Origin of the sequence: Halopenitus persicus (assembly GCF_002355635.1) — an archaeon.
Taxonomy (GTDB): Archaea; Halobacteriota; Halobacteria; order Halobacteriales; family Haloferacaceae; genus Halopenitus; species Halopenitus persicus_A.
Genome location: NZ_AP017558.1, coordinates 2138731 through 2153972, shown reverse-complemented (window position 1 = coordinate 2153972; position 15242 = coordinate 2138731). Strand labels below are relative to the sequence as shown.

Here is a 15242-nt window from a genome sequence, read left to right as displayed (position 1 = left end):
CGTAGCTCGGTGTAGGCGTTAAATAGGTGGGAAGATCGATCGCGGCCGGTCGCCTCAGTCCGCGCCCTCGAAGGCCGCCTCGAGGCAGGCACAGGCGTCCGCCTCCGCGTCGAAGCAGTCCGGACACTCGGGCTCCCGGTCGATGATCGTATCGAGCCGATCCGCGACGGTATCGTCGATCACGGCCTCCAGCTGGCGCGCCTCGGCGCGGAACTCCTCGACCCCGAGCACGTTCGCGAGGAAGCGCTCGATGATGCAGTAGGTCTGGAGCGCGTCCCGGGCGCGGACGATCCCCTCCTCGGAGAGCTTCACGCCCTTGTACTTCTCGTGGTCCGCCAGACCGCGCTCCTCGAGCTTGCCGATCATCTCGTTCGCGCTGGCGGGACTCACGTCGAGGGCGTCGGCGATCGACCCCGTCGAGGCCGGCCCGTCCTCCTGGTTCTGGATCAGGTAGATCGTCTTGAGATACTGGTCGGCGGTGTTCACGGCTGACCCTCCTGGATCGTCGCGGTCGGTCGGTCGTCGGTGTGGGCTCTCGTCTCCCTCATCGTTCCTCCATGATCGCCGTGACCTCCTCGACGCCCTCGGCCTCCTCCTCGCGGATCGCCGACAGCGTCGCGATCAGTTCCTCGCGGTCGACCGAGAACTCGGCGTCCGAGGCTTCGATCGCCTCGATGAGGTCGTCGTAGAACTTGTAGGCCGTCTCCTCGTTACAGAGCGCGTCGTAGAGCACGCCGTCGAAGTCGTCGGGCTGGGTCCGCCCGTAGCGGGCCTCGACCAACCCCTCGATCTCGTCGAAGGGAACGCTCTCGACGCCGAGGTCCTCGATGAGGTCCTCGAGTCGTCGCCGGTGGTCGGCCGACTCCTCGGCGGCGTGTTCCAGCAGGTCCTCGACCTCCGCGTCGAGCTCCGCGTCCAGGCTCGAGTAGTGGTGGTACGCGCGCGCTTCGACGACCTCCTCGAGAACGATTCCGATCTGGAGGAGGCGCGCGAGCTGATCGTCGGAGGTGATCCGGTTTCCGACGCTCATCGAACACCCCCGATCGGCGATACCGGTCGCATACACGTCTCTCAGGTGGTGACCGACTTAAGAAGTTCCCCTCGAACCGGGCCGAATCCCCAACCGAAGCGGCGGGCCAGCGACGCGGTGCGTTCCGAACCGGGGGGTCCGAGCCGCGCCTACCGCAGCCGCGCCTGCACGAGGTCCTCGAGGTCGTCGCGGAACTCGTCGACGCGGATCTCCTCGAAGACGGGCACGAAGAAGCCCTCGACGAGCATGTTCCGCGCGGTCTCCTCGTCGATGGAGCGGCTCTCCATGTAGAACAGCTCCTCGGCATCCACCTGTCCCACGGTCGCCGAGTGGGACGCCTCGGTGTCGTGGTTGTGGATGATGAGCTTCGGGGACGCGTCCGCCTCGGCGTCGTCCGACAGCATCAGCGTGTTCTCCCGCTGGTAGGAGGAGGTGTTCCAGGCCTCGCGGCCGACGTCCTGGACGCCCTCGTAGACCGACCGGGCCTCCTCGTCGAGCACGCCGCGCGTGACGAGGTCGGCGGTCGTGTTCTCGGCGTTGTGCCAGACGCGCGCGTTGAGATCGAGGTGCTGGTCGCCGTGCCCGAAGAAGGCGCCGACGATCTGGGTCTCCGAATCGTCGCCGTCGAGCTCCGTCTCGACGTCCGACCGGGTGAGCGCGGACCCGAGATTCCCTTCGATCCAGTTGATAGTCGAGTAGGTGTCCGTCGCGCCGCGCTTGAGCGTGTACGTGTAGGTGTCCGCCGCCAGGTTCTGCAGCGAGCCGTACTGGACGTAGGCGTTCTCGCCGGCGACGACCTCGACCAGGTTCGAGAAGTACCGGTCGGCGTCGGCCGGACTCGCGTCCGCCGCGGCGTCCGTACCGGATTCGATCCCCTCGAGGATCGTGACCGACGAGGATTCCTCGGTGACGACGAGCGTCTGACTGAACAGCGACCGGGAGTTCATCTCCGCCCGGATCGTCACGTCCTCGGCGTCGACGCCGGCGGGGACGTAGACGAACGTCCCGGTCGTGAACAGCGCGACCGAGAGCGCGGTGAGATAGTTCTCCTGTGGATCCAGGACGGACCCGAAGTTCGCCTCGATGACGTCGCCGTACTCCGCGAACGCCTCCGTGAAGGGGAGGACGACGACGTCGTCCTCGCCGTCGCGCTCGGTGACGTCGGCCTGATCGAGCGGATCGACCAACGATTCGAAATCGAGCGCCTCGAGGTTCGTCCAGCGGCGGCCGGGCGTCTGAATGACGTCCGGCAGATCGAGCTCATCGAGCGCCTCGAGCGCGTCCAACCGCGTTTCGAGGAGCCAGTCGGGCTCGTCACGTTCCTCGGCGATGCGTCTGACCGTGTCCTCCGAGAGGCTGTCGAGTACCTGCGTGCTCATGTTATCCGAGTGAACCCTCCATCTCGAGTTCCACCAGTCGGTTCAGCTCGACGGCGTACTCGATGGGCAGCTCCTCCGTGATCGGCTCGATGAAGCCCGAGACGATCATCTGCTTGGCGTCGTCGTCGTCGAGACCGCGCGACTGGAGGTAGAAGATGTCCTCGTCGCCGATCTTCCCGACGGTCGCCTCGTGGGCGACGTCGACGGTCGATTCGTTGATCTCCATGTACGGCATCGTGTCGGAGGTGGACTCGTTGTCGAACATCAGCGCGTCACACTCGACGGCGGTCGAGGAGCCCTCGGCTCCGTCGGCGATGTGGACGAGCCCGCGGTAGTTCGTCCGGCCGCCGTCCTTGGAGATCGACTTCGACTCGATCGTGGATTTGGTGTTCGGCGCGTTGTGGTAGACCTTCGCGCCGGTGTCGATGTCCTGGCCCTCGCCCGCGAAGGCGATCGTGATGTGGTTGTCGGAGGCGCCGCGGCCCTTCAGGATCGTCGACGGGTACAGCATCGTCGCCTTCGACCCCATCGATCCGGAGATCCACTCCATCCGGCCGTTCTCCTCGACGATGGCGCGTTTGGTGTTCAGGTTGTAGGTGTTCTTCGACCAGTTCTGCACGGTCGAGTACTGGACGTGGGCGTCCTCGCCGACGAACACCTCGACGCCGCCGGAGTGGAGGTTGAACGCCGAGTACTTCGGCGCCGAGCAGCCCTCGATGTAGTGGACCTCGGAGCTCTCCTCGGCGATGATGAGCGTGTGCTCGAACTGGCCCATCCCCTCGGAGTTCATCCGGAAGTACGCCTGGACGGGCATATCGACGGTCGTGTCCTCTGGCACGTAGACGAACGATCCGCCCGACCAGATCGCCCCGTGGAGCGCGGCGAACTTGTTGTCCGACGGCGGGACGCACTTCGTCATGAAGTGCTCGCGGACGAGCTCCTCGTGTTCCTGGACGGCCTTGTCCATATTGCAGAAGATGACGCCCTTCTCCTCCCATCGGTCGCGCATGTTCTGGTAGACGACCTCGGACTCGTACTGGGCGCCGACGCCCGAGAGGGCGTTCTTCTCGGCCTCCGGAATGCCGAGCTTGTCGAAGGTGTCCTTGATGTCGTCGGGCAGCTCCGTCCAGTCGTCCACGCCGGCCCGGACGTCCACGTCCGGCCGGATGTACGGGATGATCTCGTCGACGTCGACCTCCGAGAGGTCCGGCTGTCCGGGCCAGTCGGTCGGCATCGGCATCTCGTGGAACTGCTCGAGCGCGCGAAGGCGCCGCTGGAGCATCCACTCCGGTTCGTCCTTGTCCTCCGAGATGAGGCGGATGGTCTCCTCGGTGAGCCCCTTCTCCGCCTGGAAGGCCGACTTCTGTTCCTTCTTGAACTCGAAGCGGGCTTCGGTGTCGGTGTCTTGCAGGTCTTCTGAACTCATTGTGTGTTGGTTACGTCTCCTGTCGGATAGGTGTATGCGTAATCACGAGACGTTACGCCGCCTCGTAGGCTTCCTCGCGGACCCAGTCGTACCCCTCGTCCTCGAGCTCGGTCGCCAGCTCGGCGCCGCCGCTTTTGGCGATCTTGCCGTCGAGCATCACGTGCACGTGGTCGGGCTCGACGTAGTCGAGGATGCGCTGGTAGTGGGTGATCTGGAGGATGCCGGTTCCCTGTTCGTCGCGAAGCGCGTTGATCCCCTCGGAGACGTCCTGGAGGCGGTCGATGTCGAGCCCCGAGTCGATCTCGTCGAGGACCGCGATCGCCGGCTCCAGCAGGGCGGCCTGCAGGACCTCGTTCTGCTTCTTCTCGCCGCCGGAGAACCCGGCGTTGAGGTACCGCTGCATGAACTTCTCGTCCATGTCGAGCAGGTCCATCTTCTCCGTGAGCAGCTCCTGGAACTCGGCGACGCCGATCTCGCCGTCGTCCGCGGGCCCCTCCATCGGGGAGGTCTCGTAGCCCGCGTCCTCGTCCTCGCCGTCCGCGTCGGCCTCGTCCTCGCCCGCGAAGAGCTCCTCGCGCTCATCGTGTTTCGCGTTGAGCGCCTGCCGGAGGAAGTTCGTCATGGTGACGCCCTCGATCTCCGCCGGATACTGGAATCCGAGGAAGATGCCGAGCGCGGCGCGCTCGTTGGGCTCCAGCTCCAGGAGGTTCCACCGATAGTCCTCCTCGTCGAGTTCGACATCGACGTCGTCGACGTCGTCCTCGTCGAGGTGAAGGATGATCTCGCCGTCGGTGACCTCGTAGGCCGGATGTCCGGCGATGACCTTCGCGGTCGTCGACTTGCCGGAGCCGTTCGGCCCCATCAGCGCGTGGATCTCCCCGGAGGCGACCTCCAGGTCGACGCCACGGAGGATGTGTTCTCCGCCCTCTTCGGCCACTTCGGCGTGGAGGTTGTTGATCTCGAGAGTTGCCATGGCTATATTGATTCCTCGTACGTGAATACTGGTCGCTACCGCGGTTAATGGTTACGGATTCCCCCGTGCAAACGGGTGTCAAGAGAAAATTTTCTTTTCGAAACGAAAAACCGTGTGGATCAGCGGTCGGGATCGGCCCCTCACCTCACATGAATTGACCGAGGCCGCTCTGCTCCTGTCCGGTTTTGATCTCATCCCAGCTCATCCCGAGCGCCTCGATCACTCGTGATATCGGTCCCTTCAGCGTCTTCTCGAGCATCAGCTCCCAGTCGATGGAGAACTCCTCGGGGATCTCGTCGGCGTACTCATAGCAGATCACGTCCGGATCGCGTTTGAACTCGCCGTACAACGGATCGGTGTGGGGATCGAGCCCCCGTTCGTCCTCGATCCGCCGCCAGAAGTCCGGGTGAACCTTCTCGAGGTAGAGCCGCTTCGGCTTGGATCCCCGATCGAAGTTCGTGTCGAGCAGCAGGTTGGCGTATTTCGCCCCGCGGACCTGCGCGGTGTCCGTCTCGTAGGCGTCCAGACGCTTCCCGATCCCGCCCGGGATGCCGATCTCCTCGAGATCCACCTCCCCGGAGAGGAAGTCGTCGATGACGTCCGAGAGGTACGTCTTCACCTCCGCCATGTCCTCCTCGATGTCGTCACCGGTGACGATCGTCTCGATGACGCGCTTTTGCACCTCCTTCGTGATCGGCGCGATGTCCGAGCGCTTGTACTCGAAGCCGGTGATGTCGATGTCGTCGACGTCCTTCCCCTCCTTCCAGACGATGTGACCCGCGTACCGCTTCTTGCGTCCCGCCTGGAAGAAGCGCCGGTAGAGCTTCTCGAACTCGATCTGGAAGCGGTGCATCTCCGCGTTCAACTCCTCGCGCGCGAAGTCGTCGTATCGGCCGTTGATGTGGTCCTCGATCGCGAACGACTGCTCGATGGCGGACTCGACTCCGGTTTCCTGTCCGAGCTCCAACATAACGCTGTCAGTGTCCCCATATGTCACTTCCATATCAATTTCCGACGCCGCCTCCTCGGTGAAGGAGATCACCTCACGGCCCGTCGCCGTCACGGCCGCTGCGCCCTCCTTGTCGTAGAGTCGGAATCGATCCCATCCCGTGACGCCGTACAGCGACTGACCGACGAACTGGAACGTTCCGTTGCGCCCGGCAAGCAGCGTGTGGTTGTCGGCAACGGTGACGCAGTAGACGCCCTCCTCGGCCTGGCTCGTCGACCCGCTCCGGTGCATCCGGAGCGTGTTCTTCGTGTCTTCGCCCACGTAGATCCGCCAACTCCCGCTGTCTCGCGCGTACTTCGCGGTCAACCCCAGGTGCGCACAGAGCCTGAGAACGTCGTCCCGAAGCCGGTCGCTCGAGGTCGTATACCGCCAGGAGTTGGACTGTCTATCTCCGTCGCCGTCGATGAGCGTCTCCAGGAATCGCCGCTTCTGTTCGCCGGTCGCCTCGAAGACGAACTCGGGGATCCGCTTGTCGAAGCTGTCCCCGCCACAGCGTTCTCGAAGCAGCTCCCCGAGGAGCAGTGACGTGAACTGATGTGCGCGGTCGTCGACGTAGCAGTCGAGCCCCATCCCGTCGAGGAGGTCGCCGATCCCTGCGTGATGGCCGCCGCCGTCCGGGATCGCGTTCTGGGCGATCTTCACCGTCGTCGCGGATCCGCGGTGGTGGTTCCCGAACGTCTTCTCCTCGGACGTGTAGACGTTCCCCTCCGTGATGTACCACGCCAACAGGTCGAGGAAGTCGTCGCCGTCGTAGGTCCGTGGGACCCACTTCCGCCCGGATTCGCGGTGGATGAAACTCGTCTCACAGACCGACTCGACGTACTCACGGTGGTCCTCGAACTCCTCGGCAGTAAAGACGTAGCCGACCTGCCCGAGGTCGGCCTTCGGGACGCGCCGGGGCGTCCAGCCGAGCTCGGCGGTGAAGGTATGTCCGTGTACTTCCGGCCGGACCCACACCTCGTACTCGCCGGTGATCAGTTCCGTGAGATCCACCTCCTCGATCCGATCGCCGTCAGGCCCGTCCCAGCCGTGCGGGAGCTCGTAGTTCGTCGCCCGATCGAGGTCGCCGGCCTCGACGAACTCGTAGCCGTCTTCGGTGATCCCGTTCGTCTCGTTCTTCCGGACGAGCATCCGGTGGTTCGGCGTGACCCGAAAGTCGATGTTGGAAGTCTCGATGTCCACGAGCTCGCCGCGATACTCCGGATACGCGTGGGTCTCCTCGACGCTCTTGACTTCCATTTCCTCCGTCTCCGGATCGAGCGAGTACACCTCGTCGCCGACCTCGAGGTCCGTGATCGACCGTACGCCGTCCGGCGTGAGGACGTCGGTGTCCGGCGTGAAACAGTTCATAATAACCTTGACAGCTGCCTGCTGTCGGTCGTACTGCTCGTACGGCTGGGTGCCCGGATCGTGGTCGTTTCGGAGCTCCTTCTTCCGTTCGCGCTCGGAGAGCAGTTCGTCGACCATCTCGCGCATAATGCCGTCCGGCTCCTTGCGGAAGTGGGTCCCGTTGGGCGCCAGGTACGTCTCGCCGTCGTACTCGTCGGGATCGACTTTCGTCTCCGGGCCCGCGTTGATCGTCACCATGCACATCGGGTAGAGTGATTTCAGATCGAGTACGGTCACCATCTCCTTGACGCCGGAGATCGGGTCGAAGACGGCGCCGCCCTCGAACTCCTCGGACTCCTGTTGGCCCTTCGTCGGGAGCGCGAACTTGCCGTGGGCCTTGTGCAGGACGTAGACGTCGACCGCGTCGCCGGGCGTGGGCGCGTCCTCGAGCTTGCAGCCGACGAACTTCTTCACCTCGTTCCAGAAGTCGATCAGGTTCTGCTTGCGGTCGATCTCCACGCAGAGCTCGACGTCACGAAGGTTGTACTCGAGCAGCCGTTCCGGGTCCTGCTCCCACAGGTCTCCGATGTCGCCGGCGTATCGTTCCTTGCCGACGTCGAGTTCCGTCTCCCCGACGGCGTCGAGCCGGTAGGACTCGAGCTCCGTGAACTGCGTGCGCTTGTAGGCGTACAGCAGGTCGAAGACGACCCGCCCCTTGATGTCCGGGCCGCCCCAGCCCGATCGCCAGACCTCGCCGATCCGCGAGAGCCGGTCGACCGAGAGGTCGTGGTCGGTCCGGGAATCGAGCCGTTCCAGCCGATCGAGGAGGTAGGGCGCGTCGAAGTCCTCGAAGTTCCACCCGCAGAGGACGTCGGGGTCGGTCTCGCGGAGGTAGTCGATGAACGCCGCCAGCATCGCCTCCTCGGTCTCGAAGGACTCGACGCGGGCGTCGATGCCGCCGTCCTCGATCCCCTCGTACTCCGGTAGATCCTCGGGCGGCGACGCGTCACCCCCGGGAGCCTCGTAGAGCCAGACGACGTACTCGTCGTCGTAGGAGTCGTGGCTGGTCAGACAGACGATCGGTTCCTCACCGTCCTCCGGGAATCCTCGCCGGTCGTCGACCTCGATGTCGAAGGTGTTCACCCGGACGTCGGCCTCGACGGCGGCCGGTTCGAGGTGGTTCTCTGCGACCTGGATCCGGCCGTCCTCGAGCCGCCGCTCCTCGACCCGAAGCCCGCCGGCGATCCCGTTGTCGATCAGAAAGCGGTTCGGGAACAGGATGTCGGCCTCGAAGGTCGTCTCGAAGTCGTCACGGATGTTTCCGACGTCACGCGGCGTGCGCGTGACGATCCGGGTGAGCGGCTCGCCGCGGATGCTCTCGTAGGCGACGTCGTTGGCGTCCGATTCTCGGGTGCCGATCACGACGTCGTACTCCTCGACCGGGTCGCGCTCGAGGTCGGCCGTCGGCACGTAGAAGTAGGGCTCGACGCCGAGCACGCGGAGGTGTTCACGGACGTCCTCGCCGTCGGGGTTCGGCCGGCGCCCGAACACGTGGACGACGGGATACTCGTCGCTGCCGCGCCCCTCGACGGCGTAATCGACCTGCGTGACCGCCAGCTCGACGGTTCCGGTCGAGTCGGGGAACTTCGCGTCGTCGACGTCGACCACGTCGTTGACGTGGCCGCCGCCACCGCCGGCCACGACGCGAGCCTCCTCGCGAACGACCTCCGCCGACCGGCCGTCGTCGGTGCCGTCGCCCGCGTCGGTGGCGGCGTCCCCGCCGGATGAGAACTCGGTGAGCCCCGTCTGCGTCATACGCCGCCTTTGTCGCACCCGGCTAAAAAGGTCGACCATTCGGGAGGGGCGCGTCCGGCCGGTCCGGGTTCGAACTCCGACCTCGCCGACGGAAAGGCATATATTGTGGTACATCTTAGCACGTTCCATGACGTCCACCCCCAATGCGGACGAGAGGCAGCGCTCGGACGGTCAAGCAGGCGTGACCGACGTCGAGGCCTATGAGGACGGGGGCAACGTCGTGCTTTTCGATCCGGATAACCCGCTCGCGTGGGTCGAGTCCAGCAACACGGTTCGGCTTCGAGACGTGGCCTGACTCGATGTAGCGGTCCGTCCGGCTCGCCGATCCACCCGCCGGTCCGTCCGGCTCACCGGTCCGACCCGTTTGTCCGGTTCCCGCGGTTCGCTCGACCGGCTTGAGTCGTGGATCCGACCGGAACGCCTTTCCTTGCCTCGCTCGGACCGGGAGACGTGCTTCCGAGGGAGGGCGATGACGACGTCGAGTTCGCGTTCGACGAGACGAGCCCCGCCGAGGAGGAGCTCGCGCCCGACCAGCCCTCGGTCGAGAACTACGAGGATCGCTTCCCGGAGCCGGACGCCGACGATTTCGGACTCGGTTCCGACCTCGATCCGCGGACCTACCGGACGTTCATCGTCTGCGTGCTGTTGAGCAACGCCGCGCTCTTCTGTGTCAGCCTCGGCGCGATGCTCGTGTACTTCCGGGGCCAGTGGTCGATCGGTCTCGGCCTCGCCGGACTCGGCGTGCTCGCGGGCATCCGAACGTTCCAGCACTACCGGTCGTGGCAGCAGTATCGGCGAGAGCGCGACACGGAGGACGAGGACGCGGACGGGTCGGATGGGTCGAACGAGGGCGCGGACGAGTCGGATGGGTCGGACGGGTCGGAAACGACCGATCCGAATCCGGACGGGTCGCAACCCTAATCCACGTTGCGGCCCTGAGTCGACCCGTGAAACCGGTCCGTGACGCGTCCGGCAACCGCTATCTGCTCGTGAAACGGTCGGCGGACTCGAGTCGGGTTCGCGACCCCGAAACGGGCGAGGAGCGGTACGTTCCGACCGCCGACCTGGAACCGATCAGCGACGAGTCCGGGCTCGAAACCGCGGCGGCCGCGGTCGCGCCGGCGTCGGTGCGCCGCGTCCTCACCGCGGTCCACGACGACCGGTCCCTGGGGCTCCTCGTCGCGCTGGTCGACCGCGGCCCGCTGTCGGTCCGGGAGCTGCTCGACGGGACCGAGTACTGCGAATCGGACCTCCACGGCCTCCTCTCGGAGCTTCGCGCCGCGGGGCTGATCGTCGAGGCCGATGCCGCCGGGGGACGCGGCTACGCCGCGACCAGCGTGGCCGAGGAAGCGGTCGACGGGCTCCGATCGATCGGGGCGGAGTGACGATCAGTCGTCGTCCGACTCGGTGATGAGCGCTCCCGCCGCGGCGGCATCGGTCCGCGAGACCGTCGACCGGTTCGATCGGGGGTCCTTCTCGACCGTGACGAGCTCGTCGGCCGCGCCGATCAGCTCGTCGTCGTGGCTCACGATGACGATCTGCCGGACGCCGAATCCACGCATCTCCTCGACGAGGTCGACCAGCCGGGCGACGTGGCCCGAGTCGAGGAAGACCGTCGGCTCGTCGAGGATGAGCGGCGGCGTCGGCGTCGCTCCCTCGATCCCCTCGGCAAGAAGCCGATAGATCGCACAGCGCAGCGAGAGGTTGAACAGCGCCCGCTCGCCGCCCGAGAGCTGCTCCGGCTCCAGCGGCTCGCCGTCCTTCTGGTAGACCGTGAGCTCGTACTCGCCGTCGAGGTCGATGTGCGAGTACGCGTCGTTGCCGTAGACCAGGTCGAACGTCTCGTTGAGCATTCGCTCGAGCGTTCGGACGTTCCGCCGTCGCAGTTCCGCGCGGAGGTCGCCGTACATCGACTCCAGCTCCCGCGTCTCCTCGTGGACCGCATCGAGGGCTGCGACCGTTTCCGCCAGCTCGTCCCGTTCCGCACGGGTCGACTCCAACGTCTCGATGTCGCCGGTGACGCTGCCGATCCGCGTCTGGATCCCGGCGCGGCGGTCGGCGAGGTCCTGCAGCGTCTCCGCGACGTTCTCGAGGTACTCCTCGGCCTCCCGTTTGCGGGACCTGGCGTCGTCGATCGCCCCCTCATCGACCGCCTCCCGGAGCTCGTCGCGCCGCTCGCGTTTCTCGGCGAGCCGATCGCGGCGTTCGTCGGCGAGCTCGGCGAGGGAGTCGCGCTTCTCCTCGAGCCGCTCGATCCGGTCCTCGAGGTCCGCGATGGATTCCAGCTCGGATTCGATCGTCGCGAGGCGCTCGCGCCGCCGTGTGACCGCCTCGAGCTCGGCCTCGAGCGTTTCGACCCGGTCGTCGGCGTCTGCGGCGTCCTCGCGTTTCGCCGCGGCGACCTCGCGAGTCGAGGACGCCTCCTCGCGGAGCTCGTCGGCCCGGTCGCGTTTCGCCGCCGCCTCCTCGCGGCGGTCCGTGGCCTCCTCGCTTCGCGTTTCGATCCGTTCGGCGAGCCGCTCGCGTTCGGACTCCAGCTCGTCGATCCGGTCCTCGGCGTCCGCGAGACCCTCGAGCGTCCCGACCTCGTCCTCGAGCACCGACAGCCGATCCCGCGCCGCCTCGAGCTCGGTCTCGAGCTCGGCGACCCGATCACGGTCCTCGTCGATCCGGTTCGCGTGCGGGGAGTCCGCGACCGGCTGGCCACACTCCGGACACTTCCCCGCCGCGAGCAGCTCCTCCGCCTCCGCCACCCGGTCGCGCGCGTTCTTCAGCTCCGTCTCCAGCTCGGCGATCCGTTCGCGCAGGGCAGCGCGGTCGTCCGTGCGATCCGCGAGCCGGTCCGCGGCCTCGCCGCGGTCAACCTCGACGCCGTCCGCGGCGTCGAACCGGTCGGCCAGCTCCTCGATCTCGGCATCGATCTCCGCGGTCCGTTCCTCGTGGTCCTCGACGGCGGCCTCGGCCTCCTGCGCCCGTTCCTCGAGGTCGTCCGCCTCCGCCCGGGCGTCGGCGGCACGGTCCTCGAGATCGTCGGCCTTCTCGGCCAGGTTCCGGGCCTGGTTCCGATAGCCGGTCGCGTCGGTCTTCGCGTCCGTTCGCTCCTCCCGGAGGTCAGCCTCGCGCTCGTCGAACTCGGAGCGACGCCGTTCGATCGCCTCCGCGTCGGCCGTCTCGAGTTCGGTCTCGGCGAGCAGGTCGTCGATCGACGATCGGTGCTCGGCGATCCGGTCGCGGGCGTCCGAGATGGAGTCGCGGTGGTCCTCGCGTTCGGCTTCGGCCTCGCGGATCGTCTCGGCCAGCGACTCGACGTCGTCCTCGATCCCCGTCAGCGTCTCGCGTTTCTGCTCGTACTCCTCGAGGACGGCGGCCACCTCCTCACGCGTTCGCTCCGCGGCCTCGCGTTGGGTTTCGTAGTGGTCGATCTTCCCGGTGACCTCCTCGAGCTCGGTCTCGAGTTCCGACAGCGTCGCGTGGAGGTCCCGCTCCTCGAGCCGCTCGATACGCGACTCGATCTCCTCCAGGACGGCCCGTTTCGCGGTCCGCACGTCCTCGACGCCGAGGCGTGCCTCGCCGGCTCGCTCGCGGTACTCCTCGAGAACGCCGAGCTGCAGCAGGTCGTCGATCGTGTCCTGTCGCTGGCTCGGGGTCGCGTTGATCAGCTTGTTGACCTCCCCCTGTCGGACGTACGCGCAGTTGACGAAGGCGTCCGCGTCCATCCGGAGCAGTTCGGTGACGAACTCCCGAACCGCGCGCGCGCCGTCGCGTGCCGGCCCGTCGGCCGCCTCGGTCTCGAGGGTACAGCGATGGTCGACCCGGTCGTCGTACACACGCAGCTCGCGGTCGATCCGGTAGGTCGTGCCCTCGTGGGTGAACGTGAGCGAGACCGAGGTCTCCTCCGCGCCGTTCGTGACGACGTCCTCGAGCGTCCCCTCGAGCGCGCGCGAACCGTAGAGGGCGAAGAAGCACGCCTCGAGCAGCGATGACTTCCCGCTGCCGTTGACGCCGTGGATGACGGTGACGCCCTCCGTGAGGGACAGATCGGCGTCCCCGTACGGTTTGAAGTTCCGAAGCTGGATCCGGTCGAACCTCATCGGAACTCCTCCATCGAGGCTTGATCGTCCTGTTCCGTCGAATCCCGATCGTCCGCCTCCATCGAGGCTTGGCTGCCGCCGGATGCATCGGCGGCGTTCGGTCCGTCAGCCGTCGCGTCCGTGGCTGGTTCCGGGGCCGTGCCTCCGGCGGTCTCGGTTCCGTCCGGCGACGCCGCCGGAGACGTCGTCGCTGCCAGCTCGCCGGCCTCGAGACGTTCCTCGAGCCGATCGGTGATCGTCGACCTGACCGCGCTGTCGGCGATCGTCTCGGACCGGACCGTCTCGTCGACGTCCATCGCCGCGGGCGACAGGTCGAGGTCCGCGAGGCGCTCGCGGACGGCGTCATCGGGATCCGCGAAGCTGACCTCGACGTCGGCCTCGTCGTCGATCTCCCGTCGGTCGGTGACGCGAGCGATGAGGGCGCCGTCCTCGACCGCCGCCTCCTCGACCGCCGCGGGCGTCACCGGCTCGCCCGAGCCGGTCACCTCGACGATCACGACCGCGTCGGTCAGATCGTGCTGCCGGAGCTGCTCGCGGACCCGGGTCGCTCCCTCGCCGTCGCGGAGCTCCACGTCGACGAAGACGAACGGCCGCGTCTCGAGGGCCCGGCGCCGGACGTCGACGTCGTCCGCGAAGGTGATCAGGTTGTATCCCCGTCCCTCGCGCTCGCTCGCGCTCGCGCGCTCGGTGGATCCCGGATAGGTCACCCAGGTATCACGGACCGTCGCCTGTCCCGGCTCGTGGTTGTCCCCGAGCAGCAGCGCGTCGAAGTCCACGTCGCTCTCCGCGAGGACGGTCTCGGTGTCCCAGTCGGCGTGCGCGAACGGCTCGAACAGGCCGTGGGCGACCAGGGCCGCGTGGTCCGCTTCGTGGGGATCGAAGGCGTACTCGAGGTCGTCCCGCCGCGAAGCTGGAACGTGATCGAGCCCGTAGAAGGCGACGTCCTCGATGACGGTGGGCGAGTCGTCGAGCCGGGTGGCGAGCTCGAGCCGCTCGAAGAGGTCGATCCACTGTCCATGGCGGGTGGACTCGTGGTTCCCCACGATCGCGAGGAAGGGGATCCCCGCGTCGTCGAGGCGGCGGAGGGCCGACAGCGTCCCAAGCAGGTCCGGGAGGTCCGGCCGCCGGTCGTGAAAGAGGTCGCCCGCGTGAACCACGGCCGCGACGTCCGACTCGATCGCGTCCGAAACGACGGCCTCGAACGCCTCGAGAAAGTCCCGCCGACGGACCGACGAGTGGTACTGTCGATACCCGATGTGGGTGTCGCCGGTGTGGATCACCCGAGTCATAGCCGCGTCACCCGCGTCATTGTTCCGACCCTTGAGCCGTCCGCCTTTTAGCCGTTCCGCCGCCGGAGCGGAAGTGGTCCCGGTCGGAAGGGCGATCGGCGTCGGCATCGCCGGAAGCGGTGTCACCGGCGGCGGCACGGCGAACGTCCCGGTACGCCGATCGCGCGGCTCGCCCGCGGTCGGCGGCATCGGTCGCGTCGTCCGCGGCGGCCGCCTCGATGGCGTCGTCGAGCCGGTCGAGACCGACGGACTCGAGGAAGCCGGCGGCGCGCTCGAGGTCCCGACGGGCGGCGTCCGCCTCGTCGATGACCGCGAGGTAGGGCGGTCGATCGGTGTCGGTTCGAGTGGCGAGCAGCTCGAGCGTCCGCTTGACGCGGCGGGTTCCGGGGGCAGTCATACGGACTGCTGCGTCGGTTCCGTATAAAAGCCGTGGGAAGGGGTCGGCTCGGGGGTATGGAAGGGGGGGAGGGAAATGCGGAACTGGCGACCTACAGGGACAGGGAGTAGAGCCGCTTTCGGGCGTCGGCGAACGAGAACCGGGAGTCGACGACGTCCTCCTCCTCGAGCCGGGAGAGGGCATACCGAACGGTTCGCGGCGGGAGCAGCGTCTCCTCGGCGAGCTGGCTCTGTGTCAGCGTGTCGTTGTAATCGAGCACTTTCGCGACGAGCTTGGCGCTCGGGGGGAGATCGCGGACGGGATCCCAGCGGTCAGCGATGTCGTCGGTATCGGCGTTGTCGGCGTGGACGGCCTCTGGTGCGCTCATTGTGGTTGGACGTGAGTGATGCTAGTAAATAATATTTACTATCGATGAATATTACTCTTGGGAATCTCGCGGCGGCGGAGATGGGCGGCGATCACGCTTACATCCGGCGTTCCCGTCCCGGACGTTCCGCCCGGTGA

General features: G+C 66.7%; 13 protein-coding genes. 3 read left to right on the top strand and 10 right to left on the bottom strand.

Annotated features, from left to right (window positions below; translation table 11 throughout):
• Positions 1 to 54: 54 nt before the first annotated feature.
• From CPZ00_RS10495 to CPZ00_RS10470, 6 genes are all read right to left on the bottom strand, one after another.
• Positions 55 to 486 carry a metal-dependent transcriptional regulator gene (locus CPZ00_RS10495; protein WP_021074870.1) on the bottom strand — a complete coding sequence of 144 codons (432 nt, stop codon included), beginning with the start codon at positions 484 to 486 and terminating at the stop codon, positions 55 to 57.
• Positions 487 to 544: 58 nt separating this feature from the next.
• Positions 545 to 1030: a ferritin family protein gene (locus tag CPZ00_RS10490; protein WP_096391686.1), complete on the bottom strand. Its 486-nt coding sequence runs from the start codon at positions 1028 to 1030 to the stop codon at positions 545 to 547.
• Between the two features lie 149 nt (positions 1031 to 1179).
• Positions 1180 to 2409 (bottom strand): Fe-S cluster assembly protein SufD, encoded by a 1230-nt coding sequence (gene sufD, locus CPZ00_RS10485; protein WP_096390831.1) that lies wholly within the window; start codon positions 2407 to 2409, stop codon positions 1180 to 1182.
• Between the two features lies 1 nt (position 2410).
• Positions 2411 to 3835 (bottom strand): Fe-S cluster assembly protein SufB, encoded by a 1425-nt coding sequence (gene sufB / locus CPZ00_RS10480; RefSeq protein WP_096390830.1) that lies wholly within the window; start codon positions 3833 to 3835, stop codon positions 2411 to 2413.
• 52 nt (positions 3836 to 3887) lie between these two features.
• Positions 3888 to 4808, bottom strand: a complete 921-nt coding sequence (locus tag CPZ00_RS10475; protein ID WP_096390829.1) for an ABC transporter ATP-binding protein — start codon at positions 4806 to 4808, stop codon at positions 3888 to 3890.
• A gap of 145 nt (positions 4809 to 4953) precedes the next feature.
• Positions 4954 to 8961: a DNA polymerase domain-containing protein gene (locus tag CPZ00_RS10470; protein WP_096390828.1), complete on the bottom strand. Its 4008-nt coding sequence runs from the start codon at positions 8959 to 8961 to the stop codon at positions 4954 to 4956.
• Between the two features lie 127 nt (positions 8962 to 9088).
• Here CPZ00_RS10470 and CPZ00_RS15615 point away from each other — a divergent pair, with 127 nt between their 5' ends.
• The 3 genes from CPZ00_RS15615 (at position 9089) to CPZ00_RS10460 (ending at position 10346) form a co-directional block, all read left to right on the top strand.
• A complete protein-coding gene (locus tag CPZ00_RS15615) occupies positions 9089 to 9256 on the top strand; it encodes a DUF7331 family protein (protein WP_172861815.1) in 168 nt (55 codons plus the stop codon).
• Positions 9257 to 9411: 155 nt separating this feature from the next.
• Positions 9412 to 9882, top strand: coding sequence for a DUF7322 domain-containing protein (locus CPZ00_RS10465; protein WP_096390827.1), 471 nt, complete (start codon positions 9412 to 9414; stop codon positions 9880 to 9882).
• 26 nt (positions 9883 to 9908) lie between these two features.
• Positions 9909 to 10346: a DUF7346 family protein gene (locus CPZ00_RS10460; RefSeq protein ID WP_096390826.1), complete on the top strand. Its 438-nt coding sequence runs from the start codon at positions 9909 to 9911 to the stop codon at positions 10344 to 10346.
• Between the two features lie 3 nt (positions 10347 to 10349).
• Here CPZ00_RS10460 and rad50 read toward each other — a convergent pair whose 3' ends face one another.
• From rad50 to CPZ00_RS10440, 4 genes are all read right to left on the bottom strand, one after another.
• Positions 10350 to 13052 carry a DNA double-strand break repair ATPase Rad50 gene (gene rad50 / locus CPZ00_RS10455; protein WP_096390825.1) on the bottom strand — a complete coding sequence of 901 codons (2703 nt, stop codon included), beginning with the start codon at positions 13050 to 13052 and terminating at the stop codon, positions 10350 to 10352.
• Positions 13049 to 14341, bottom strand: coding sequence for a DNA double-strand break repair protein Mre11 (gene mre11, locus CPZ00_RS10450; protein WP_096390824.1), 1293 nt, complete (start codon positions 14339 to 14341; stop codon positions 13049 to 13051). The genes rad50 and mre11 overlap by 4 nt, the downstream gene beginning before the upstream one ends.
• A gap of 16 nt (positions 14342 to 14357) precedes the next feature.
• Positions 14358 to 14738 carry a hypothetical protein gene (locus CPZ00_RS10445; RefSeq protein WP_096390823.1) on the bottom strand — a complete coding sequence of 127 codons (381 nt, stop codon included), beginning with the start codon at positions 14736 to 14738 and terminating at the stop codon, positions 14358 to 14360.
• Between the two features lie 91 nt (positions 14739 to 14829).
• A complete protein-coding gene (locus CPZ00_RS10440; RefSeq protein WP_096390822.1) occupies positions 14830 to 15105 on the bottom strand; it encodes a MarR family transcriptional regulator in 276 nt (91 codons plus the stop codon).
• Positions 15106 to 15242: the final 137 nt, after the last annotated feature.